This window comes from Winogradskyella forsetii (assembly GCF_013394595.1).
Lineage (GTDB): Bacteria > Bacteroidota > Bacteroidia > Flavobacteriales > Flavobacteriaceae > Winogradskyella > Winogradskyella forsetii.
In genome coordinates this window covers 1,381,503-1,404,172 of sequence record NZ_CP053348.1, presented here as the reverse complement: position 1 = coordinate 1,404,172, position 22,670 = coordinate 1,381,503, and the positions used below count along the sequence as shown (strand labels likewise).

The 22,670-nt window shown below is 33.4% G+C and carries 25 protein-coding genes; 20 read left to right on the top strand and 5 right to left on the bottom strand.

Going from position 1 to position 22,670, the window contains the following annotated elements; translation table 11 throughout:
* Positions 1 to 99 precede the first annotated feature (99 nt).
* Positions 100 to 432, top strand: coding sequence for a CCC motif membrane protein (locus HM987_RS06095; RefSeq protein ID WP_179006161.1), 333 nt, complete (start codon positions 100 to 102; stop codon positions 430 to 432).
* A 230-nt stretch (positions 433 to 662) separates the two neighbouring features.
* Entirely contained in the window at positions 663 to 1,142 is a 480-nt protein-coding gene (locus tag HM987_RS19520; protein WP_306293660.1) for a glycosyl-4,4'-diaponeurosporenoate acyltransferase CrtO family protein, read from the top strand.
* Here the strand turns inward: HM987_RS19520 and HM987_RS06090 are convergent.
* Positions 1,139 to 1,624 (bottom strand): winged helix-turn-helix transcriptional regulator, encoded by a 486-nt coding sequence (locus HM987_RS06090; protein ID WP_229724623.1) that lies wholly within the window; start codon positions 1,622 to 1,624, stop codon positions 1,139 to 1,141. The two genes, HM987_RS19520 and HM987_RS06090, sit on opposite strands and share 4 nt — an antisense overlap.
* Before the next feature lie 26 nt (positions 1,625 to 1,650).
* On the opposite strand from HM987_RS06090, the gene HM987_RS06085 reads away from it, so the two are divergent.
* The 8 genes from HM987_RS06085 to HM987_RS06050 all read left to right on the top strand — a co-directional run bounded on the left by HM987_RS06085 (position 1,651) and on the right by HM987_RS06050 (position 8,021).
* Positions 1,651 to 2,415, top strand: a complete 765-nt coding sequence (locus HM987_RS06085; protein ID WP_179006159.1) for an SDR family oxidoreductase — start codon at positions 1,651 to 1,653, stop codon at positions 2,413 to 2,415.
* Positions 2,416 to 2,419: 4 nt separating this feature from the next.
* On the top strand, positions 2,420 to 2,878 hold the full coding sequence (locus HM987_RS06080; RefSeq protein WP_179006157.1) for an anthrone oxygenase family protein: 459 nt from the start codon (positions 2,420 to 2,422) through the stop codon (positions 2,876 to 2,878).
* Positions 2,879 to 2,897: 19 nt separating this feature from the next.
* Positions 2,898 to 3,389 carry a hypothetical protein gene (locus HM987_RS06075; RefSeq protein ID WP_179006155.1) on the top strand — a complete coding sequence of 164 codons (492 nt, stop codon included), beginning with the start codon at positions 2,898 to 2,900 and terminating at the stop codon, positions 3,387 to 3,389.
* Between the two features lie 172 nt (positions 3,390 to 3,561).
* Positions 3,562 to 4,134 carry a GldL-related protein gene (locus tag HM987_RS06070; protein ID WP_179006153.1) on the top strand — a complete coding sequence of 191 codons (573 nt, stop codon included), beginning with the start codon at positions 3,562 to 3,564 and terminating at the stop codon, positions 4,132 to 4,134.
* Between the two features lie 228 nt (positions 4,135 to 4,362).
* Positions 4,363 to 4,965 (top strand): hypothetical protein, encoded by a 603-nt coding sequence (locus HM987_RS06065; protein WP_179006152.1) that lies wholly within the window; start codon positions 4,363 to 4,365, stop codon positions 4,963 to 4,965.
* A 378-nt stretch (positions 4,966 to 5,343) separates the two neighbouring features.
* Positions 5,344 to 6,060: a hypothetical protein gene (locus HM987_RS06060; RefSeq protein ID WP_179006150.1), complete on the top strand. Its 717-nt coding sequence runs from the start codon at positions 5,344 to 5,346 to the stop codon at positions 6,058 to 6,060.
* Positions 6,061 to 6,383: 323 nt separating this feature from the next.
* Positions 6,384 to 7,169, top strand: coding sequence for a transglutaminase domain-containing protein (locus tag HM987_RS06055; protein WP_179006148.1), 786 nt, complete (start codon positions 6,384 to 6,386; stop codon positions 7,167 to 7,169).
* A gap of 399 nt (positions 7,170 to 7,568) precedes the next feature.
* The gene (locus HM987_RS06050; protein WP_179006146.1) at positions 7,569 to 8,021 is read left to right on the top strand and encodes a GNAT family N-acetyltransferase; all 453 of its coding nucleotides are present in this window, start codon (positions 7,569 to 7,571) and stop codon (positions 8,019 to 8,021) included.
* 83 nt (positions 8,022 to 8,104) lie between these two features.
* Here HM987_RS06050 and HM987_RS06045 read toward each other — a convergent pair whose 3' ends face one another.
* The 3 genes from HM987_RS06045 to HM987_RS06040 all read right to left on the bottom strand — a co-directional run bounded on the left by HM987_RS06045 (position 8,105) and on the right by HM987_RS06040 (position 9,812).
* Positions 8,105 to 8,713 (bottom strand): trimeric intracellular cation channel family protein, encoded by a 609-nt coding sequence (locus HM987_RS06045; protein ID WP_179006145.1) that lies wholly within the window; start codon positions 8,711 to 8,713, stop codon positions 8,105 to 8,107.
* Between the two features lie 198 nt (positions 8,714 to 8,911).
* Positions 8,912 to 9,040 (bottom strand): hypothetical protein, encoded by a 129-nt coding sequence (locus HM987_RS19670; RefSeq protein WP_262890257.1) that lies wholly within the window; start codon positions 9,038 to 9,040, stop codon positions 8,912 to 8,914.
* Between the two features lie 46 nt (positions 9,041 to 9,086).
* On the bottom strand, positions 9,087 to 9,812 hold the full coding sequence (locus HM987_RS06040) for an RDD family protein (RefSeq protein ID WP_179006143.1): 726 nt from the start codon (positions 9,810 to 9,812) through the stop codon (positions 9,087 to 9,089).
* Positions 9,813 to 9,847: 35 nt separating this feature from the next.
* Between HM987_RS06040 and HM987_RS06035 the strand changes: the two genes are divergently transcribed.
* From HM987_RS06035 to HM987_RS06005, 7 genes are all read left to right on the top strand, one after another.
* Positions 9,848 to 10,855 carry a stage II sporulation protein M gene (locus HM987_RS06035; RefSeq protein ID WP_179006141.1) on the top strand — a complete coding sequence of 336 codons (1,008 nt, stop codon included), beginning with the start codon at positions 9,848 to 9,850 and terminating at the stop codon, positions 10,853 to 10,855.
* Positions 10,852 to 11,772: a hypothetical protein gene (locus HM987_RS06030; RefSeq protein ID WP_179006139.1), complete on the top strand. Its 921-nt coding sequence runs from the start codon at positions 10,852 to 10,854 to the stop codon at positions 11,770 to 11,772. The genes HM987_RS06035 and HM987_RS06030 overlap by 4 nt, the downstream gene beginning before the upstream one ends.
* Positions 11,765 to 12,493 carry a DUF4129 domain-containing protein gene (locus tag HM987_RS06025; RefSeq protein WP_179006137.1) on the top strand — a complete coding sequence of 243 codons (729 nt, stop codon included), beginning with the start codon at positions 11,765 to 11,767 and terminating at the stop codon, positions 12,491 to 12,493. The genes HM987_RS06030 and HM987_RS06025 overlap by 8 nt, the downstream gene beginning before the upstream one ends.
* Entirely contained in the window at positions 12,486 to 13,685 is a 1,200-nt protein-coding gene (locus HM987_RS06020) for a DUF4350 domain-containing protein (protein ID WP_179006135.1), read from the top strand. The genes HM987_RS06025 and HM987_RS06020 overlap by 8 nt, the downstream gene beginning before the upstream one ends.
* 6 nt (positions 13,686 to 13,691) lie before the next feature.
* Positions 13,692 to 14,783 carry an AAA family ATPase gene (locus tag HM987_RS06015; protein ID WP_179006133.1) on the top strand — a complete coding sequence of 364 codons (1,092 nt, stop codon included), beginning with the start codon at positions 13,692 to 13,694 and terminating at the stop codon, positions 14,781 to 14,783.
* On the top strand, positions 14,783 to 16,114 hold the full coding sequence (locus HM987_RS06010) for a DUF58 domain-containing protein (RefSeq protein WP_229724622.1): 1,332 nt from the start codon (positions 14,783 to 14,785) through the stop codon (positions 16,112 to 16,114). Before HM987_RS06015 ends, HM987_RS06010 begins: the two co-directional genes overlap by 1 nt.
* 272 nt (positions 16,115 to 16,386) lie before the next feature.
* Positions 16,387 to 16,803 carry a DUF2141 domain-containing protein gene (locus tag HM987_RS06005; protein WP_179006131.1) on the top strand — a complete coding sequence of 139 codons (417 nt, stop codon included), beginning with the start codon at positions 16,387 to 16,389 and terminating at the stop codon, positions 16,801 to 16,803.
* Between the two features lie 258 nt (positions 16,804 to 17,061).
* On the opposite strand, the gene HM987_RS06000 is transcribed toward HM987_RS06005, so the two are convergent.
* The gene (locus HM987_RS06000; RefSeq protein ID WP_179006129.1) at positions 17,062 to 17,541 is read right to left on the bottom strand and encodes a Dps family protein; all 480 of its coding nucleotides are present in this window, start codon (positions 17,539 to 17,541) and stop codon (positions 17,062 to 17,064) included.
* 102 nt (positions 17,542 to 17,643) lie between these two features.
* On the opposite strand from HM987_RS06000, the gene HM987_RS05995 reads away from it, so the two are divergent.
* From HM987_RS05995 to HM987_RS05985, 3 genes are all read left to right on the top strand, one after another.
* A complete protein-coding gene (locus HM987_RS05995; protein WP_179006127.1) occupies positions 17,644 to 18,582 on the top strand; it encodes a LysR substrate-binding domain-containing protein in 939 nt (312 codons plus the stop codon).
* A 413-nt stretch (positions 18,583 to 18,995) separates the two neighbouring features.
* Positions 18,996 to 19,304, top strand: a complete 309-nt coding sequence (locus tag HM987_RS05990) for a hypothetical protein (protein ID WP_179006125.1) — start codon at positions 18,996 to 18,998, stop codon at positions 19,302 to 19,304.
* Between the two features lie 105 nt (positions 19,305 to 19,409).
* Positions 19,410 to 22,514, top strand: coding sequence for a zinc-dependent metalloprotease (locus HM987_RS05985; RefSeq protein WP_179006123.1), 3,105 nt, complete (start codon positions 19,410 to 19,412; stop codon positions 22,512 to 22,514).
* Positions 22,515 to 22,670: the final 156 nt, after the last annotated feature.

Below are 22,670 nucleotides of genomic sequence, written 5' to 3'. Positions count from 1 at the left end.
CCATACACAACAACATTGTGCAACTTTAAGCAAAATATGAAAAATATTTAGATTTGAATATTCTAATTAATTTTAAACACTAAAACTATAAATTCGAATATGGAGAAAACAGAATTACCAAATGGAAAATTAATATATGTATTGGCAATATTGAGTTGCACATTATTTTGTTTCGGAGGAATTACTATTTTATTTGCGCTCAGTTCATATCTACTCGCCAGAAAATCTGAAAAAATATATGAACAAAATCCTAGTGCATATTCTAATATAAAGAAAATAAAAAAGGGAAAGATTATTGCAATTATCGGCTTAATACTAAATTTAATAATAGTTGGAATTACTATCTGGACATTGGCAACAATAGGATGGGATGCTTGGTCTGATGAGTTCATTAGAAGATGGAACGAGGGATTACAAAACAATAGCCGATAAATAAAAAACGTTGCACAACATTGTATATGAAAAATAGCGCAAGTCGTTGCTAATACAAAGACTTGGGCATTTTTGAAAAGTCGCCAAATTTTAAATTTGACGATTTACCAAAAAAAATAAATAGTATCCCGAAGCATCGGGATAAAAATCAGGCTTGTGCTTAATCCGAAAATAATTTTATAATTTGCAGGCTACGAGACATATACAAACAGTTAGCTACAATTAAAAAAATGATACCGAAACACATTATACTGGGATTTATATTCGGAATTTCAATGTCCTTTATATCTTGGATAGTCGGAATGATAATCAACAGTATTCTCATGAAAACTGCATACTACAAAAAGCTATCATATCTGAATTTTATTAAAAGTAAATCTCTGAATAAAAATATCGGAATCAAATACTTTAAATGGATTGTAAAAAATACTTTTTTCAAATTTTTTAATCAGAAAATTAAACTAGAAAACAGAAATACCGACTTGACCGTAATTCGGAATGAAATGACTTTCTCTGAAATAAGTCACTTAATCGGATTTATCTTTGTGACAATTTTTGCAATTTATAAAAGCATTGTTGTGGGAATATTATTCGGATTGATAATGATGATTCCTAATGTTTTAATGAACCTATACCCTTCATTATTACAACAAGAAAATAAAAGACGAATTGACAAAATGATGAAAAGTAAAACCAGAACACTAAATTAACTTATCGTATTTTGAACCAATTCACGGTAACCATTCTGAATATTTTGAATAACAATTGACTTATCAAGATTAAATCCTTTATCTGAAATAGGTAACATTTTTGGATTGAACTGACGAAAATTTTTGTCTGCAAAAAGTATTATTTCTATGAGCATTGGAGCTAAAGCAATTCCCTTTTCAGTCAATAAATAAATATTTTCTTTCAAGTTTTCGGGTAATTTCCTTTTTGTAATCAATTCGAAAGATTCCAATAGTTTTAATCTTGCCGACAAAATACTTGGCGCAATAGCTTCTTCTGAATCTGAAATTTCTTTAAATGTTTTTTTGTGTCCAAGCAACATATCCCGAATAATTAGTAACGACCATTTATCGCCAATAATATCAAGTGCAGAAGCCATTGGACAACTTGACCTAAATTTATTTTTCACATTTTGTATCTTTTTTACTATTAATTCAATAGTAATTATTATTTTTGCTTTCAATTCAATAGCAAAATTACAAAAGTAAAATGAGATACAATAACCAAAACGTACTAATCACAGGTGGAAGCTCTGGAATTGGACTTGCCCTCGCCAAAAAATTTATGGAAAATGACAATACAGTAATCATCATTGGTCGCAATTTATCCAAACTAGAAAAAGTAAAAGTCGAGAATCCTAAAATACATATTTTCCAAATTGATGTAACAGACGATGCAGAGGTTAGAATGCTGGTAGATGATATTGAAGAAAAATTTGATGGTATAGATATTCTCGTAAATAATGCAGGAGTCATGAATTTGGTAGATGCTGGAAACGAAGAAAACAACTTGCAAAAACAAATGCAAGAAATCGAAATCAACTTTAATTCGCCTATCAGAATGTTGCATTATTTTCTTCCACTACTTAAAAAAAGCAACAATGCAGTTTTAGTCAATGTTTCTTCCGGCTTGGCTTATGTTCCTTTTGCACAAGCACCCGTGTATTCGGGTACAAAATCAGCTTTGCATTTTTGGACAAAATCCATTCGTCCACAGCTAAAACCGCATCATATAAAAGTCGTAGAACTTTTGCCTCCTGTGGTAAAAACAGAAATATTTGATGGTATTGATGTAAGTGAGGCGGATTTTAAACCTATTCTTCCTCAAAAATTAGCTGATATTTTTTGGAAAGATTATATAAAAGGAAAAGAAGAAATTACGCCAGGTAGGTCTTCTCAACTTAAATTAATGAGCAGATTAGCACCAAAATTCATTTTTAAACAACTCAATAAACAACCGATTCCAAAACAATAATATTATGAAAAAATATCTTCCTTACATTTCAATTATCGGCATAGCTGCTTTCGTAGGCAATATGCTTGTTATCGGCTTTGGATTTGGCGCTTTTTGGCAAAGCTTAGAGCCAATGGAATTTATGAAGCAATTTACACTTCAATTTCCCAATCTCTTACCGCCCACCATGGGGATTTTATTGCCAGCATTATTGGCTACAATAGCTTTAGTGATAAACACCAAAGGGCAAAAAGAAGTACGTAAAAATTGGAGTATTGCACTTGCAGGATTAGTGATTGCTTGTACCATAACAACTGCGTATCATTTACCAACTAATTTAGGTTTCATGGAGTCAGAATATTCGGCAGAAGTAGCGACAAGCAAACTCAATCTTTGGATGTTGCTGCATTGGGTTAGAACTGTAGTGGTTTTCATAGCTGCTATTTTTGCTGTAAAAGCATTTGAATTATCTACTAATAATTAAACAAGATAAAGAAATAGATATGGACAATTTTACAATTTTCAATATGCAAACTATTGCAGGTTTGCTCACATTTTACTTCGCCTTTAAATGGTTTGTCTTTCCAAAACTCAGCAAACTTTCAATTTATGACGCACTTGTACCAATGGTACTAATTCATGGACTTCGGTATTTAGGGATGGTGTTTATGGTAGACACACAAGTTTATGATGAATTTCCAGATGATTTAGCGTTTACGGTCGGTATTTGGGATTATAGTACAGCAATACTTGCAGTAATTACCGCTTTTGCTTTGAAAAATAAATGGAAATATGCCATATCACTAACTTGGATATTTAATATTTTTGGATTTACTGACCTAGTTGTAGCATTTCCGCAAGTTTTTGAAATCGAATTCTATAATTACGATTTAGGAACAATGTGGTGGGCATTTACTACCATTGGCGTTGTGAACATGATAAGTCATATCTATATTTTCAGTAGACTAATCAAAAACTTGAAAAATAAAGATTAAACATTCGGAAAAAAACTACAGCTAGCATTGTAGACAAAAAATAGCGGTTTAGGTGCCTACCTGAATCGCTTTTCTATTTAATTAAGTATCTTGCTTATTGAAAAGTAAGTGCTATTTAATCTGCTACTTTTCATATACCAATCGTTGGCAAACATACCCAAACGCACACAACATGAACAAAATTGAAAAAACACTAGGTTTTGGAGCAATATTCCTGATGATATTAAGACTTATTACCGACTACCCTTATTCCGCTCTTTTAATTACACTTTCTATATTTATTTTGTCATTAATTTACCTCTTTTTTAGTTTTAAACTATTGAACAGTAATAAAAAGGACTCTACAAAAAAAACAAGTTCACTTAGACAAACGGGAATAATCTTAACTGGAATTGCTCTATCACTCGTACTTATCGGAATATTATTCAAATTTCTACAATGGCCATACGGAAGCTTTAATTTAATGATTGGCCTTTTATGTTTAATTCCAATAATTGTTATTTCAATTTTTAAGTTTACTAAAACAAAATCTGAATTTTATAAAAATTTACTGTTTAGAATATTGATTATTGGAGTAATCGGAACTTTGTTGCTATTTACGAAAAATGAAACCCTCTTGGCACTTAAATACCGAGATTTCCCAGATTATGTTGAAGCTGAAAAAAAACTAATGCAAGACCCAACGAATAAAGAATTAGAAATAATAGCAAACGAAGAACGAGAAAAAATGCATCAGTCGAAATAAAAGCACGATTTGCCAATAACATGCATAATTAATTGCTTTGGCAAGTGCTTTTTACAAAAATTCCTTCAGAATTTGGAGAGTGTTTTATAGAGACTTATTTTTAGGTTACTTTAACGAAAATAAAATAAGAGACAAACAAGTATCAAATAGGCTATGTCAAAATCTAGTGTAAAGTATGTGACTCTAACTTTGTAAACTATTTGCCTTAACGAACAAAGCCCAAAACACATGAATAATTTACTCTTTAAAAATATAATTTTTCTGATATTATTACTTTTTACAAATTATTTAACTTCCCAAGAAGCGACTAACTTCAATCACTTAGTTTTGACAAGAGTTGGTTACCTAAATAAAGATAAAGTACTTGATTCAATTACTATCAAACAGGATACAGTAAATCAATTTAGACCTTATAGATTAGAAATCTATCTGAGTAAGAAAAAAGTCGGTAAGATTTTATCAATATCAACGGACAAAGCAATTACGCCTGAATACTTTCAAGGATCTAATGGAATGGAAAAAGAAAAAAGTTTTTCAGACATTAAAATCAGAAATTACATTTTAACGATAAAACATGATTATGAAAATGAACTTAAGGAACATTCGTTTCGATTACGAGCTAATAAGTTCAAGCTAATTAAATACTATTCTATTAAATCGGATAATTTTGGGAAAATTCACTATGAAACAATAAATTTTGTTAATCATATTAGAAAAACTAAAACTGTCAGTAGTTCTAACAATCGTGTACTTGATGAAAATGAATATAAATTAAGAATGAATTCTACATACTTAAAAGATTTGAATATGGTATCTGAAATTCATCATTAAACACTGCATATAACACCGTATAAAATTAATTGCTATTACATGCCCACTTACTAAAATCTGCTCGGATCTACTATTCGATTTGTATTTGATAAATTTAATGCTGAATCGACGCAACTTATCTTATATATTTACATCAGACTATCTCAAAACCTATAATTTTGGCTAGCGTATTCAGACAAGTATCTTTGAAAAAATCCAAATACCGCATTCACAAGGATACAAAATACGTTTTGAGACAGGCTGCCGTTACCCAAACATTTGAGAAAAACTGTATAAATTGAACGTTTCCCTAACTGAAACCAACACTTCACTTATTAAGAGTTTTGAAATCAATAAATTAGAATTATGTTTGAGTAATAAAGCAAATCAACAAACATTATGAAAAACACGCTGATTTTAGGACTTACAATTTTGCTTTTCGCTTCTTGCGGAAAAGAAAATAAACCAAAAATTGTACACGCTGAAAATAACGGAAATGAAATTCCTGAATTGAAAAAAGACACAACATTTATTGAAATATCAGATTTACCAATTCAAATAGATAGTACTGATTATTTAATTCATCCAATTGGAGATTTTAGAATAGAAGACAATAGAGGAAAAATTATTTACAAATCTTCTCGATATGGGTCTAACAATTTTAAGATTTCAAATTATGGAGGTTACAGAATAACAGGGGATTTAAGCAATGTTAAATTCCAGCATATAGATTCTGAAAAACTATCATCTCTTACCGAAAATATAATCAAAATAAAATCACTTTCATTTTTGAGAAAAGTATTCGATAATACTAAAAAACAGTTATTAGTTTACGAAGTAACCGACAAAGACACGAATCAAGATGGAAAACTTGACTTTAGTGATGTAAATACATTGTATATCAGTAGTATTAATGGAACTGACTTTAGAAAATTGACTGACAACAATAAAGAACTTATTGATTGGAAAATAATTGAGTCAAAAAATAGACTTTACTTCAGAACGATAGAGGACACAAATAAAGACGGAGAATTTGACAAAAAAGATATTGTTCATTACAAATATGTGGATTTGAATTCTAACAATTTTAAAATAACTGAATATAATCCAATTTAAAAAAAAGTTGGGTAACACCGTATAAAATTAATTGCTACTGTTCTAGCCTACTTACGAATCCCGATAGCTATCGGGACTCGTGATTTTTGAACTGCACCCAAAAAAGTTAGACACTATTTAAGCTTTTTTCATGTCGGCCAAATTAAAAATTATGCGACAGCGAAAATCGACACTTTAGCAATTAAAAAATAGTAACTAAGAGTTTCTGTTAATAGCTGCTGTTAATATAAAATAATCGAAATTTGTGTTAGCAAATTACGAGTTAACTTATTTAGAATTGGCCCAGTCTTTATTGTATAATTATAGTCTTAAAAAAATGATATATGCGCTTACGTACGAGCTGTGATTTAAAGTTTGAGATTTTTGAGCCAACCCCATTTATTTTTATGTTAAGGCCACGTAGTGGCAGCCAACAATGGGTAGAAAGAGAAGAATATAAAATTACACCAAGTACACCGGTTTTCGAATTCACGGACAATTATGGCAATCTGTGTCAACGATTAATTGCCCAACCTGGAATGTTCTCAATTTCTACGTCTTCAGATGTTGTAACCTCTAATTTTATAGATCAAGGCTTTGGCGAACCATTTATTGAAATCCAGAATTTACCAGACGCCGTACTAAGTTATCTTTTACCAAGTAGATACTGCGAGTCTGATCTTTTTAATGAAATGAGTACAGCTATTACCAAAGGCCAAATAATGGGCTACAACCAAGTTTCAGCAATTACAAATTGGTTGCACAACAACATTGAGTATCTGCCTGGCAGTAATAATCAACCCTTATCAGCCGTTCAAGTTAACAATAGACAGTTTGGTGTATGTAGGGATTTGGCCCATTTAGGTATTGCACTTTGCCGTAGTTTAAGCATCCCAGCACGTATTGTAGTTGGTTATTTACACAATTTGGAACCAATGGATATGCATGCTTGGTTTGAGGCCTATATTGGTAACCGTTGGTATACTTTTGATGCCACTCAAGTAGGCTCTCCAGGAGGTTATGTTGTTCTTGGCTTTGGTCGTGATGCTGCCGATGTTGCCATTTTTAATCAATTTGGCTCTTTGGTTTCTCCAATTGAAAATCGTGTTAAAGTTGAACTTCACCCTTAAATTAAATGGGAAAAGTAACTTATTTATTTTAAAAAATTTAGAGGGTTATATAATGATTTATTGTTAGTCGTGCATAAACATATTAGCACACCATTGAAGCATCCATATAAAAAAAAAAAACGTTTTTCAACACAACCTATGAACTTTTTTCAAAAATGTCCAAAAACCGTAATCTAAATTAGAACCTTGAGAAAAAAGAAATATTTGATTGATTGGAACAATTATGCTATTCCTGATTTTGAACATCCTGATTTTCGGTATCGACGGTTTAAAATTCATTATATTCCATTACTAGTAGTAGAGAAATTATAAGTCGTGAAGTTTCTAGACAATCAATAATCTGTAACCAGATTTAAGGACCTTACATTAAAGCAAACTAATTTTCATTCAGAACCAACCATGACCTTCAGAAAAGCAACAAAAAACGATATCTCAGCCATTGTAGCAATGATTGCCGATGATGAACTCGGCCAACAAAGGGAAAATTTCAAAACTCCATTACCAGAAGAATATCTAAAAGCCTTTGAAAATATCAACGCAGACGACAACCAAGAACTCATAGTTGTAGAAAACGAAAATGCTGAAATTATTGGTACACTTCAATTATCCTTTATTCAATACCTCACCTATAGAGGTGGAATTAGAGCACAAATTGAAGCGGTAAGAATCAGAAAAGACAAAAGAGGACTTGGCATTGGGAAAACAATGTTTGAGTGGGCCATAAATAGAGCCAAAGAACGAAAAGCACATTTACTGCAATTAACAACCGACAAAAAAAGACCAAAAGCTATTCAATTTTATGAAGATTTAGGGCTTAAAGCGACTCATGAAGGCATGAAAATGCACTTCTAAATTATGAAGTCCAACAAAAGAAAACAGAACGCTTATTGAAATAAATTCAGACTAATTTATCGTATCAAATTCCTGATCCTTCATTACTCCTTCCGATACAAACTAGGTAAACTAATTTTAAAGCGAACGGCAACTAAACGTATCGTAATAACCACGATTGCAACAATAACAAACAGAAAATTTCTATCCTCAAAGAACTGGGACAGTAAAAAATAAGTAAGACCTCCCAAAATACAAGCCGTGGCATAAATCTCCTTCCTGAAAATCACAGGAATTTCATTACACAATATATCTCTTAAGACACCACCGAAACAAGCCGTCATGGTACCTAATGCAATACAGACTAAAGGATGCAGACCTGCAATAAGTCCGGTTTCGATGCCAACCACTGTATATAGCGAAATACCAATGGTATCGAATAAAAACAGGGATTTCCGAAGGTAACTAATACGCTTTCTAAAAACAACCGCAAACACAGCAGAACCCATAATAACGTAAACAAAGGTCATGTTCCGCATCCATGACACGGGTTCAACGCCAATCATAACATCACGCAAGGTGCCACCACCAACGGCAGTTACAAAAGCAATTATGAGCACTCCGAAGGGATCCATACGCTTGTTCATGGCAACTAATGCCCCTGAAATGGCGAAAGCTATGGTTCCTAATATGTCTATGATTTGAAAAAACATTCTTGAATAATAGTGTTATTTTTTTGTCATTCCGCACTTGATGAGGAATCCATTCGATACTTGGAATTCCTGCATTCCCAGGAATTTGGTTCTTTGAGCTACTTCGGCAAACGTTGTTTGGTACTTTCGTAACAAAATACATTTTGTTTCTCGGTAATGCTCAGTATAAGTCCTTCGACTCCGCTCAGGACAGGCTAATCACACTTTTTCAGAAATAGAAAAAGTGGTTCTCTTAGATACTTCGGCTTCGCTCAGCATAAGCGATTCGCTAACTTTTTCTGAAAGAGAAAAAGCTGCTCTCTTAGATACTTCGGCTTCGCTCAGCATAAGCGATTCGCTAACTTTTTCTGAAAGAGAAAAAGCTGCTCTCTGCTTACATATTTTGAGTATAATAATTATAATCCTTAAGAATGGTGTCTATAAACTGAACATCATACAGCTTCGATTCAATCTGCAACGTATCGCAAATCTTATTTTTTAAAATGGTTAAGGTTTTAAAATCATTATTCTTTTTCGAAATGATAAACGCCTCTTTAATAATTCTTACATCTTTGTCGGTTAACTGGGTGACATTATTAAAAATAGGTTCATAATCGTCGTTTAAATCTTCGAGAATAGTACTAGTGATTTTGTGCTTTTTCTTAACACTTATAACTACAGTTCCCGCAGCAGCATCGCCAACACGTTGTTTTTTATCCGATAACAAAATACTTAAAACTCCTATTGATGGCGAAAAAATCCACAAATCAACAATCCTGAGCATCCAACGCACAAAGAAATTATACCATTGTGTTGGCGAACCATCTATGCTTACCACTTTTATTTTTAATATCATTTTTCCGATGGTCTGTCCTCCAAAAAGAATATGGCAAATGACCGAATAAAATAGTGCTGGTAAGGTCAACAAGCCCAAAAAACCACGTCTTGTCCAGCTATCTGCATCAAATATTTCAGAAACCGAAACAAGGTTTTCAATGATGGTCATATAGGTGATCAAAATAATTCCATCTATTAAGAAGGCGACCATTCGTTCACCCAAACCAATTAACTTATAATCTAAGTTGACATTTTGTGCCGTGTTAATTGCTAATTTGCCCATTGAAATGTATATTCGTTTCTAATTTATAACAATTTATGCGCGAAGCGTCTTTCGTGAAGCAAAATAAGGAAAAATGGATTGGTTTTGAAAACGCATTAGAGAATAATGCGAAAATAAAACCTGATGACTTAGCTTCTTACTATATTCAACTTACCAACGATCTGTCTTATGCTCAAACCTATTATCCTGGGAGCAAGACTTTGCTGTACTTAAATTCGTTGGCTTCACAAGCACACCAAAAGATTTATATTACCAAAAAAGAGTCAAAAAATAAAATTGTGTCGTTCTGGCTTGAAGAGTTTCCTCTATTTTTTTATCAATATCATAAAACCTTGCTCTACGCCTTTCTAATTTTTATGGCAGCAGTAACTATTGGTGCTGTTTCTACCTTGAATGACGACTCGTTTATTCGCTTAATTTTAGGCGATGGTTATGTCAATATGACTTTAGAAAATATTGAAAAAGGCGAACCCATGGCTGTTTATAAAAGCGGTAGTCAAGTTGGAACGTTCTTAGGAATTACCATAAATAATATTAGAGTTGCGATTATCGCTTTCGCCTGTGGCGCGATTTTTAGCGTTGGAACTATTTATGTACTTTTTAGTAATGGCATTATGTTAGGCGCATTTATTACTTTCTTTTATAATTACGGTATTTTGGAAAAAACCTCAACGGTTTGGCTACATGGAACGATTGAAATTTCAGTTATAGTTATCGCTGGCTGTGCTGGTTTGGTAATGGGAAATAGCTTTTTGTTTCCTAAAACCTATTCCAGACGTGTCGCATTTATGAAAGGTGCAAAAGACGGATTAAAAATTGTGGTGAGCACTATTCCATTCTTTATTGTTGCCGGATTCATCGAAGGATTTATAACCCGTTATGGCGAGCAAATGCCTTGGTTTTTAGCCTATGGCATCATCTTTTTATCTTTATTTTTAATTGTTTATTACTATATCATTTATCCGATTGCGCTGAATAAAGCAAGCCATATAAAACCGCTCGAAGCCACATCACAAACGCATCCCAAATCCCTATTAACGTGAACGAAAAGTATATTGAATTAAGAACAAGAAGTACGTTTGGCGATATTATAAATACCTACTTTTTATTCCTGAAGCACAATTTTAAAGCCTACACCAATCTTTATCTCAGATACAATGCTGCTAGTATTGTGCTCACGCTGATATGCTCATACCTTTTAGTTACAGGTTTTATGGGCTTGGCGAGTCAAGATTTCCGATTTGGGATGGGCTCTAATATCGCCACGGACGGCTATTTTATTGCTGGTGCAGTTATTCTTATTTTAATCATCTTTGTAACGGCATTGATCAACTATAGCTTTTCTAGCGCCTATGTGGCCGATTATGTTAAACATGAAGGAGACATAGAATCCAAACGCATTTGGAAAAGTATCTTAAACAACCTCGGAACCATTGTCGTTTTTATCCTCATTGGCGGATTGATGATCATTGCTTATGTAGTCATTTCAATGATTTTAGCCTTTATTCCATTACTGGGTATGTTAGCTCAATATGGTTTAAACTTTACCCTAAACGCCATTTTTGGATTAACTTTCATGGCTATTTTTTCAACCCGAAAAAGTATTGGAGATGCACTTTCCGAAGGGTTCAGCTTCACCATGTCAAATTTTTGGCGTGTCGTATTATATGGATTGGTCATTGGCATCCTAAACACCATGATTACCCTTTTAATCATTTCAATTCCCAGTGTTATTATTGGTATCTATGTTTATTTCTCTGTTGAAAGCAATGTCGATATAGCCACTAGCACTTTTGCAACTATTGTATTTACACTTGGTTTTGCTGCATTTTTATTGTCGTTTATTTATGCACAAGCCTTATCGCAGATATCCTATGGAATTCTATACTACAATCTCAATGAAATGAAATACAATCTATTTCTGCAAAAGAAAATTGACCAAATTGGTGTTAATGAGTAAGTTTCAGCTCAAACATATCAACACGTTTTTAATGACGGCTTTCGGTTCCACTTTAATTTGGGCTCAAGATGCTATTGTCAAAAAAGACTCGTCTAATCTCGATGTCACTTATTTTAAAGATAATTTTAAAGACAATTACACTGGCGATGATTTCAATTATTCTATAAATGACACTGGAGGTATCAACCTCATGCAACGCATTCTCAGAAAATTCTTTAACTGGTTGGGCGATATTTTTGGTTTCGATATCGATTTTGTGGATTACCAAACCTTGGAATATATCGTCTATGGATTATTAGGAATTATCGTTTTATACCTTTTGATTAAATTTCTGTTGGAAAACCCTGTGAGCTCCGTTTTTAAAACTGAAACCGCAGCTATTGAGGGATTTAGTTATGTGGAAGAAAACATAGAACAAATAGATTTTGATAAACTGATTTCAAAAGCCTTAAAAAACAGCAACTACAGATTAGCAACGCGCTACCTCTATCTCAAATCACTAAAATCCCTTGCCAACAAGCAACTTATTGAATGGCATTACGAAAAGACAAATACAGATTATTTAAATGAAATAAAGGACGGTCAACTCAAAACTTTATTTAAGCGTGTATCTTATATCTACGATTATGTTTGGTATGGTGAATTTCCAATAGACGAAGCGCGCTATAACAAAAATGAAGTCGATTTTAATCAACTCATAAAAACAAACCAACATGGATAAGCGTTCTAAAATTGCGCTCTATATTATCGGTGCTGTGATTGTTTTTATGATGATCGCCGAAGTTACCAAACCAAAAGCCTTAAACTGGCGAAATTCCTATTCTGCAATGGATAAAATTCCTTTGGGCTGTTATGTGCTTTTTAATGAATTGGAAACATTTTCTGAAGGCGACGTTCTGGTCGCTGAAAAATCTATTTATGAATATCTTAAAGATGAATCGTTTTCAGAACCTAAATCCGTGATTTTTATTAATGACCAGATTAGTTTCGATAAAGAAGAGTCCGAAACACTATTGAAATTTGTTGAAGATGGCAATACCGTTTTTATCAGCAGCACCTATTTTTATGGCAATGTATTAGATACTTTAAATGTAAGTGTACAGCGACAATATACCAATATATACCGAAAAGAAGCTGATACTAAATTTACAAGTCCAAGCTTACAAGCCAATAACAGAATTTATAAAGATGTCATTGAAAACAGTTTTTTTGAATCCATTGATACCTTAAGAACTACAGTTTTAGGAACCATAACCACTAAAAATGAAGATGAGTTAGACGAAACCCATCCCAACCTCATTAAAATTGACCTTGGTGAAAACAATGGGCAATTCATTCTTCATACCAATCCCTTTGCTTTTACCAATTACCATCTATTGGACGACAAAGAAGATTATGCGGCCACCGTGTTATCGTACATGCCAAAGCAGCAAATTATTTGGGATAATAATTATAAAAGCGGACGAAAGATCATTACAAGTCCATTGCGTTTCATTTTGACTAATACGGCATTAAAATGGGCATTTTACATTAGCATGTTTGGTTTAATGCTCTTTGTTATTTTTAGGGGAAAACGCAAACAACGCATTATTCCCGTCATCAACAAACTCGAAAATGCAACCGTTGATTTTACCCAAACTATTGGAGAACTATATTATCAACATGGCGATTTCACTAATATAATTGAAAAGAAAATTCAATACTTTTTAGAGTTTGTAAGAAGCCATTATTATTTGGAAACCAATCAGTTTAATTCTGGTTTTATCGATAAACTCTCGGCCAAATCGAGCAACTCAAAGGAAGACACCAAAGCTTTAGTGGATTACATAGTCTTTTTAAAGTCGAAAACACAGCACAACGAGCAAGAGCTCATAGAATTGAATAAAAAAATAGAACATTTTAAACGAACATAAGGTATTATGGAAAATGAAAATACGCCATCATCAGAACACCACGATGATACAAATAACAACGAGGAAAGAGTGGTGAACGACACAAATCCTCCAAACGGTATTCAAGAAGGTATAACCGAACCCGTTTCAGAAGGTTTCCAAAGCCGAATTGATCTGCAACCGCTACAAAATAGCGTTGAAGACATTAAGCGCGAAATTGCAAAATTCATCGTTGGTCAAAATGAAATGATCGAGCTTTTAATCATTTCTATTTTAACTAATGGCCATTCACTTATTGAAGGTGTTCCTGGTGTTGCAAAAACCGTGACGGCGAAAATGCTAGCCAGAACAATGGCCGTGGATTTTAGCCGTATCCAATTCACACCAGATTTAATGCCTAGTGATATTTTGGGAACGTCCATTTTTAATGTAAAAAACAGTGAATTCGAATATAAAAAAGGGCCCATTTTTTCTAACATTGTACTCATTGATGAGATTAACAGAGCACCTGCAAAAACGCAAGCGGCTTTATTCGAAGTCATGGCGGAACGCCAAATCACTATGGATGGTACCCGTTACGATATGGAATTGCCATTTTTAGTTTTTGCAACCCAAAATCCAATTGAGCAAGAAGGCACCTATCGATTGCCAGAAGCCCAATTAGATCGTTTTTTGTTTAAGATTGAAGTGGATTATCCTTCGTTAGAAGATGAAGTTCAAATTTTGGTCGATAATCATTCGCGCCAAGACCAAATGGATTTTAACAGTATAAAAGCGGTACTTTCTGCAGAATCGATTAAAAACTATCAAAACCTCATCAAACAAATTGTTGTGGAAGATAACCTCCTCAATTACATCGCGTCCATAGTTCATAATACAAGAACCAATGCCACCTTGTATTTAGGAGCTTCGCCGAGAGCTTCTATTGCCATTTTAAATGCTGCCAAAGCGAATGCTGCCATAAATGGAAGAGATTTTGTAACACCAGATGATATTAAACGTTGTACAAAAGCTGTACTAAAACACCGATTAGTATTAACTCCAGAACGTGAAATGGAAGCCTTTACCGTTGATAAGGTTGTGGACCAAATCCTTGAAACCATCGAGATTCCTAGATAGTGAAACGCTTTTTTAAACATACCTATTTAACCTTTCGGTTTTTTGTTGTTGCCATGATTTTGGTAGCACTGTTCATTCTCGCCTATATTTATCCAGGCTTATTGAGCATTGTAACTATTCTGTTTTTCATCGCCATTGGTTTAGTAGTTGTGGATTTAATTCTATTATTCAAACAAAAAGGAATTCTAGCATCAAGAATTCTGCCTGAAAAATTAAGTAATGGCGATGATAATCCGATTGAAATTTCACTTCAGAATAACTATAATTTTACAGCCGATTTACAATTAATAGACGAAATGCCATTTCAATATCAAAAGCGCGATTTTGAAATTAACACACAACTTAAAAAACACAATCAAAAGAAAATCACCTATACATTAAGACCATTAGAGCGAGGCGAATATTATTTTGGCAGTCTTAATATTTATGTCAATTCACCAATCGGTCTGGTTATGAGACGTTTTCAGTTTGCGAAAGATGCGATGGTACCGAATTATCCGTCGTTCTTACAATTACGAAAGTATATGCTCTTGGCATTTTCCAATAAACTATTTGAATATGGTTTAAAGAAAATTCGCCGCATTGGGCATACCATGGAATTTGAGCAAATTAAGGACTATGTTAATGGCGACGATATAAGGAACATCAACTGGAAAGCAACTGCCAAGCGCAACCAATTAATGGTCAACCAGTTTCAAGACGAACGCTCACAACCCATTTACTCGGTCATTGACAAAGGTAGAGCCATGAAAATGCCTTTTGATGGACTAAGCCTTTTGGATTATGCGATAAACGCAACTTTGGTCATCAGTAATGTGGCACTAAAAAAACAAGATAAAGCCGGAATGTTTACCTTTTCCCGTAAGGTTGAAAACAAAGTGGTTGCCGAAAGACGACCATCGCAAATGAATAAAATTCTAGAAACCTTATATAATGTCAACACTGATTTTTCAGAATCAGATTTTTCGAGATTGTATATTGATGTGAAACGAAGTCTTACGCAACGTGGTCTGCTTTTACTCTATACCAACTTTGAAACTTTAGACGCCTTACATCGTCAGTTACCTTATTTAAAGGCCATTGCTAAAAATCACCTTTTGGTAGTTATCTTTTTTGAAAATACCGAATTACAAAAACTAATACAAGTTGAAGCCGATAATACCTTTGATATTTTTCAGAAAACCATCGCCGAAAAATTCATGTATGAAAAAAAATTGATTGTAAACGAACTTCAAAAACACGGCATTCAATCCATTCTAACAGCACCTGAAAACTTGACCATCAATACTATTAATAAATATTTGGAAATTAAGGCGAGGGGATTGCTTTAAATAGTTTTCAGTTCCCCTTTGCCCTTCAAACATGAGTTTTTCATCTCTAAACCTAAACCAAAAAGCTCCAATCTCTAAAATATATCTTCCCGCTTCCCACTTCCTGCTTCCTGCTTCAAGCTTCCTGCTTCCCGCTTCTAACTTAAAACACAACTCATCCGTATAAAATTACAATTCAGTAATTACCATTATAAAAACCATAGCATTAGTCAGATATTTGAACCATCAACATAAAAGAACAGTATATAAACTAACCATTAAAATCAATTATTATGAAGAATTTACTATTAACTTTCGCTCTAATTTTCACAACATTAGTTAGCTTTTCCCAAGATAGCCAAAAAACGATAACAGTCACGATCGATAATGTAAACAACGACAAAGGAACCGTTAAAATGGCTTTAAACACGGCAGACACATTTATGAAAGGCAAGCCGATTATGAGTGCACAATCTGCAATTAAAGACGGAAAAGTTACCATTACTTTTGAAAATGTTGAACCGGGTGAATATGCCATAATCGCTTACCATGATGTTAATGAAAATAACAAAATGGACTTTAGCGACAATGGAATGCCATTAGAGTCTTACGGCATGTCTAATAACTCTATGTCTTTTGGGCCACCACAATATGACGAGGCAAAATTTAAAGTTGAAGACAAAAATGTAGAATTAAATATTCGTTTCTAGAAAAACGACATCAATCAAAAAATCAATCAAAAAAACCTTCAGAATTATCTGAAGGTTTTTCTTTATATAATCTACAACCATAAATTATATAGTAATTGAATCTATTATCGACCAATAAATAAAGTTCGCTTTTTTTAATAAGTAGTGTACACTTAAGACGCGCACAACTTTACTACTTATTAAACCGATATGTCTCAACGATTAACTAATGAAGTCTATTTTCTAAACTCTAACAGCAAAGCGATCTTAGATCTTTTTTTAAACGGTCTCGCCCAACCAAGCTTTCATCATCCAAACCGTTTTTTCCTGTTCGGTAATAAAATCGCTCATCATGGCGTTGGTACCTTCATCATTCGCCTTATCGGACGTTTCCAAAATACCACGTTCTATTTTTAATAATTCTGAAAGTGAATCGACAATCAGTTGAACGGCTTTTTCATCTTTAGAAATATTCTTTCCAACAGGCACTTTTGCCGCTTTCGTATAATCTTCAAAAGTGTGCAAAGGTGTTGCGCCCAATGTTAAAATCCGTTCTGCTATTTCATCCACTTTTAAATTAGCGTCTGTATATAATTCTTCAAATTTTACGTGAAGGTCAAAAAAACCACGTCCTTTTATATTCCAATGAATACCTCTTAAGTTTTGATAATACAATTGAAAATTTGCTAATAACTGATTTAATTCATCAGCTAATTCCTGTGTTTTTTCGGTATCTAAACCTATACTATTTAATGTCATGATTAATTTTTTTTGTATACTCAAATTTACGACTTAAATAAGACAAAATTAGTATAGTTTTTATGAATAGTTTTTATACTTTTATAGCCTAAATGAATAGTTATGACCATTACACAACTCAAATATGCTTTAGCCATAGCAGAACATAAAAATTTTACAAAAGCAGCCGAAAAATGCTTTGTCACACAGCCCACTTTAAGTACCCAAATTCAGAAATTGGAAGATGAATTGGACATTGTTATTTTTGACAGAGGCAAAAAACCAATTGAATTGACTGACGTTGGTCGCAAAATTGTCTATCAAGCCCGAAATATTGTTAATGAAGCCGATCGGATTCAAGATATCGTCGATCAGCAAAAAGGATTCATTGGTGGTGAATTTCGATTAGGAATTATCCCAACCGTTATGCCAACGCTTTTGCCGATGTTTTTAAATAATTTTATTAAAAAATATCCTAAGGTTAAATTGAAGATTGAAGAATTAACTACTGAGGAAATTTTAACCCGCCTTAGTGATGGACACCTAGATGCAGCTATTGCTGCGACACCTTTAGAAAGTGACAATATTAAGGAGCGTGTTTTGTATTACGAACCTTTTGTTGCCTATATTCCCGAAAATCATAGACTAAAGGATAAAAAAACTATTGAAGTTTCTGATTTAAGTATCGATGACATGTTGTTGTTGGAAGATGGTCATTGTTTCAGGGATGGTGTCATCAATTTATGTAAAGCATTTAAAGATCAATTGGATGAACATTTTCAACTAGAAAGTGGCAGTATTGAAACGCTTATAAAACTATCGAATGAAGGATTAGGCATGACGCTTCTGCCCTATTTACACACTTTAGACGTGAACGAAAAGTTCAGTCCTAATTTAAAACATTTTAACGAACCCTCACCTGCAAGAGAAGTAAGTATGATCTATCACAAAAGTGAATTAAAAATGCAAATTATCAATGCCATGCACGATGTGATTTCAGGAATAATTCGTGGAGCGATAGCATTTCAGAATGTGGAAATTATTAGTCCGAAGGCGAAATAAATCTCATTTGAAACAAAACGAATAATTTCTACATTTTCTAATGCCATAAGCCATTATTTTATAAAAATAACGGTTTGGTAATCACTGTGCAATAAATTAGAATAAGCATTTGCAATATATCATTTTATCCCATTTTAACTTTAACGATTCCATTACTAAGTACCAGCTCATAATTCATTAAATTTCCAAATTACTATAAAATTAAGGTGGTGCGTAGTCTTTGAGTAGTCCTATTTTATTGAGAAAGGGACTCTATATATATTTTTGCTTAAAATATATGGCTCTTGATTTTAAGTAGAAACATGTTAATAGTTTTCATCGTAATCGCTCTCAATTGCAATTGTAAGACAATAACATCTAGTTTAGATATACCTAGTGAGAAGAAAATAAGATATATAGAAATGTATGAATCTATGTGTTGTCCCAGAGATTACAAATACGATCATCATTTAGTCCGATATATAAAGAATTTTGAAGCTGAAAACAATACCAACATTACATCTAGTTATAAATTATCCTTAGGTAAAGAAGGAGAAGCTGCCTATTTTTTAAGTCTTGAAAGCCTATCTCCGAAACTTCAAAAAAAATTTATAAATTACCGTTTAGAAACCTTAAAAACAAATGACAAATCTGTAATAAATCACCTCAAAAATCCGATTACACTTCAGCAAGCGCTTCAGCCATGGAAAAATCGAACCCTAAATAATTTAATAAAAATTTAAAAAACTACTTTAAAACGAATATTCCTAACCTTATTATTTCTCCTCACAACTGCAATTTCATTTGCACAGGAAGCTGAGAAATGTGGATTCGATAAACTATTGGAAATGCAACGTGAAAAAAATCCAATTCTATTTGAAAAAAATAGAGCTCAAATTGAAGCGTTTACACTTAATTACAGACAAAATGTTGCTGCTCGATCTCCACTTAATACAATAACCGTCATACCAACAATAGTACATGTAATTCATAATGGTGAAGCCATTGGCACCTATCCAAATATAAGTGACGTACAAATATTAAGTGCAATTTCTAATTTAAATGATGCCTTTAAGAATCAAGGTATTTATACTGGTACTTCTTTTTACAATAATCCTATGGATATTGAGTTCGTATTAGCAAGAGTAACAGAAGATGGAAGCTCAACAACGGGAATAGAAAGACATGACATTACTGGAAAACCTTATGCATCTCTCTATAATAGTGATGGTATTAAAGGTGACAACACAGGAGTAGAAAGTGAGGTTTTGTTTAAAGATTACGTATGGAATCCTCAAGATTACATGAATATTTGGATAGTAAACAGAATAGATGGTGTAGATATAGGAACTGATGGCACAGGTACTTTAGGTTACGCAACATTACCTGGAACTTTTCCTGGTGTTACGGATGGTCTAGTTTGCCAAGCAAGAGCATTTGGGTATGAGCCAAATTATGACCCAAACAATCCTTCAGCTACTCCAGGTTTTGATTTTGGTACTGGACCTACAAATGCTTCTGGAAATGGTACCGCAGATCACGAAGTTGGTCACTACTTAAACTTACTCCACACTTTTACTGGCGACAATAATGAAACAACGTGTCCTCCTGTCAGTGGAACGATTGGTGTGGATGATGATGGTTGCCCAGACATACCGCCACATATAAGAACTAACTCGATATGTCCTGCAGATAGTTCCACAGGAAACAGTTGTACTGGTGGATCAAATGAGTACATTCATAACTTTATGGATTATTCATCAGACCCTTGTTTTACAGGATTTTCAAATGACCAAAGAACAAGAGTACATGCAACTATAGATGGCCCAAGATCGGCATTTAAAACATCTGTAGGTCATGAAGCACCTTCAGGTAATTATCCTGCTACTTTAACCAATACTCCTAATGTTACGAATAGTTCAAATGATGGAATGGGTGTTTACGAGATAACTTTAAACGGTAATACGTACAAGTCATCTTCAGCTTATCATGATGGATATTACATAAACAGAGTTGCCTCTCAACCAGCAACGACTTTAGCCTCAAATACGGCGTATGCTATGACAGTAAAAGTAGGCGTTGACAATGCCTTTGATAATGAATTGGTAGATGTTTATATTGATTATAACAATGATGGTACTTTTGCCACTACTGAACGCGTATACCAAACAGCGGCAGGAAATGGGAAAAAGAATGGTGATGTTTTCTCCTTTAATTTTACAACGCCGACTACTGGTAATTTTGTAGATAACCAAAAGCTTAGAATGAGAGTCATTTCTGGTTTTGACAATAACTCTGATACATTAAGTTCTGCATACATCTCAGACTTTGGTAATATTGAAGATTATTCTGTTATATTCAATCCTAAAGTAACGTTCACTTTTGATAATAATGCTTGGCTGCCTGTTAATCCTATTGGAGTCGCTACAGCAAATGACGATATAATTATTAATACTGGAACTGCAAATATGTCGGCTAATGTAAGTTGCTCAATTTTAACAGTAAATCCTGGAGCTGCATTAACGGTTGATTCTGGTGTAACTGTTACCACAACAACAGTTAATTTAAACTCTACGTCACAGTTATTCTCAAGTCTAATAGCTGATGGTACTGTTACAGGAACTGTAAATTACTATAGATATGTTTCACAAGTAGTACCAATTGGTACAAACGACTTAATTTCTGCCCCATTAGATGGACAGATGTTTGGAGCTTTTGCAACAGCAAATCCTAACTTAGCTGCTTCTGGTACTGTAAGAGCATTTGCTCCTTATAATACAAGCGCTGGAACGTTTCAGAATTATGACACAAACACAAATGCTTCAACTTTAATAAATGCTGGTACAGGTTACCGCGTTGGAACAACAGATGGAAGCACATTAAACTTTACAGGAACTATTAGAACAAATGACGTACTTGATATACCTCTATCTAATGCTGTTGCTGGTTCTGCATGGAACCTTATAGGAAATCCTTATCCTTCGTATATAGATTTTGATACATTTTTCAATACCAATAAGACGGAGTTCGATTCTGGTAGTGCATACCAAGCCATTTATGGTTATGACGGAGATGCATCTAATGGATGGACCGTTTGGAATTTAGCTACAATTGCAGACGAAACCATTACAGAATTGATTGCACCTGGTCAAGGGTTCTTCGTAAAATCCAAGTCCGATGGAGGTTTGGTTGATTTTACTACCACCATGCGTCGTACAGGGAATTCTGATGATTTTATAGTTGGACGAAACAACTCGTTAAATGTTGCATTAAGTAAGTTAAATTTAAATAGCTCATCTAACTTAGCTTCTACACATATCTATTTCATTGAAAGTACAACCAGAGGTTTGGATATTGGATATGATGCAGCTACTTATATGGAAAATGCTTCCGAATTTGTAATGTATTCAAACCTTGTAGAAAACAATACAGGGTTAGGTATGGCAATTCAATCCTTACCATATAACGATTTCAATGATGTCGTTGTTCCTTTGGGAATGAAAGCGGAGGCTAATGAAACATTAACGATTTCTATTGGTGCTGACTCAACCTTGCCTTCAGGAATAAATGTTTATTTAGAAGATACTGTTGAAACCACATTCACCTTATTGAATGATGATGTCTATACATTTACGTCTACAGCCGAAATTAATGGAACTGGGCGTTTTTATGTTCATTATTCTTCAGAAGTTTTATCTACTATGGAAAATGAATTGGATACTTTGCAGATTTACGCTTCAACAAATCCAAAAGAAATGATAGTATTTGGCCAATTAAATGCAAAAACTGAGGCTAATATTTTCGATATTCAAGGACGATTGGTGTTGAAAAAAGATTTAGATCAATTAAGTTCAACAAATCATATTGATGTTTCTAGCTTATCTACTGGGATTTATATAGTAAAAATAATCAGTGAGGATCAAGTAAAAACTCAAAAGGTAATTATTAAATAAACTTTCCCTAATAATTAACAAAAAGCTACCGCAATATTTAGTTGCGGTAGCTTTTTTTTGTCATAGTTTGTTAGGAACGATAATGTCATCAATATACATGAGGAGATTGGTCAATAATATTTAATGGACTTAGATTTATTATTATTACAATTGTTA

Bases quoted from the DNA above. Each gene is read 5' to 3' on its own strand.
- HM987_RS06035 (WP_179006141.1), top strand. From the start codon at position 9,848: ATGCGCGAAGCGTCTTTCGTGAAGCAAAATAAGGAAAAATGGATTGGT.
- HM987_RS19520 (WP_306293660.1), top strand. From the start codon at position 663: ATGATACCGAAACACATTATACTGGGATTTATATTCGGAATTTCAATG.
- HM987_RS06020 (WP_179006135.1), top strand. From the start codon at position 12,486: ATGGATAAGCGTTCTAAAATTGCGCTCTATATTATCGGTGCTGTGATT.
- HM987_RS05995 (WP_179006127.1), top strand. From the start codon at position 17,644: ATGACCATTACACAACTCAAATATGCTTTAGCCATAGCAGAACATAAA.
- HM987_RS06065 (WP_179006152.1), top strand. From the start codon at position 4,363: ATGAATAATTTACTCTTTAAAAATATAATTTTTCTGATATTATTACTT.
- HM987_RS06080 (WP_179006157.1), top strand. From the start codon at position 2,420: ATGAAAAAATATCTTCCTTACATTTCAATTATCGGCATAGCTGCTTTC.
- HM987_RS06000 (WP_179006129.1), bottom strand. From the start codon at position 17,541: ATGACATTAAATAGTATAGGTTTAGATACCGAAAAAACACAGGAATTA.
- HM987_RS05985 (WP_179006123.1), top strand. From the start codon at position 19,410: ATGCAACGTGAAAAAAATCCAATTCTATTTGAAAAAAATAGAGCTCAA.
- HM987_RS06050 (WP_179006146.1), top strand. From the start codon at position 7,569: ATGACCTTCAGAAAAGCAACAAAAAACGATATCTCAGCCATTGTAGCA.
- HM987_RS06060 (WP_179006150.1), top strand. From the start codon at position 5,344: ATGAAAAACACGCTGATTTTAGGACTTACAATTTTGCTTTTCGCTTCT.
- HM987_RS06005 (WP_179006131.1), top strand. From the start codon at position 16,387: ATGAAGAATTTACTATTAACTTTCGCTCTAATTTTCACAACATTAGTT.
- HM987_RS06075 (WP_179006155.1), top strand. From the start codon at position 2,898: ATGGACAATTTTACAATTTTCAATATGCAAACTATTGCAGGTTTGCTC.
- HM987_RS06045 (WP_179006145.1), bottom strand. From the start codon at position 8,713: ATGTTTTTTCAAATCATAGACATATTAGGAACCATAGCTTTCGCCATT.
- HM987_RS06085 (WP_179006159.1), top strand. From the start codon at position 1,651: ATGAGATACAATAACCAAAACGTACTAATCACAGGTGGAAGCTCTGGA.
- HM987_RS06055 (WP_179006148.1), top strand. From the start codon at position 6,384: ATGCGCTTACGTACGAGCTGTGATTTAAAGTTTGAGATTTTTGAGCCA.
- HM987_RS05990 (WP_179006125.1), top strand. From the start codon at position 18,996: ATGTGTTGTCCCAGAGATTACAAATACGATCATCATTTAGTCCGATAT.
- HM987_RS06015 (WP_179006133.1), top strand. From the start codon at position 13,692: ATGGAAAATGAAAATACGCCATCATCAGAACACCACGATGATACAAAT.
- HM987_RS06095 (WP_179006161.1), top strand. From the start codon at position 100: ATGGAGAAAACAGAATTACCAAATGGAAAATTAATATATGTATTGGCA.
- HM987_RS06070 (WP_179006153.1), top strand. From the start codon at position 3,562: ATGAACAAAATTGAAAAAACACTAGGTTTTGGAGCAATATTCCTGATG.
- HM987_RS19670 (WP_262890257.1), bottom strand. From the start codon at position 9,040: ATGCTGAGCGAAGCCGAAGTATCTAAGAGAGCAGCTTTTTCTCTTTCA.
- HM987_RS06040 (WP_179006143.1), bottom strand. From the start codon at position 9,812: ATGGGCAAATTAGCAATTAACACGGCACAAAATGTCAACTTAGATTAT.
- HM987_RS06025 (WP_179006137.1), top strand. From the start codon at position 11,765: ATGAGTAAGTTTCAGCTCAAACATATCAACACGTTTTTAATGACGGCT.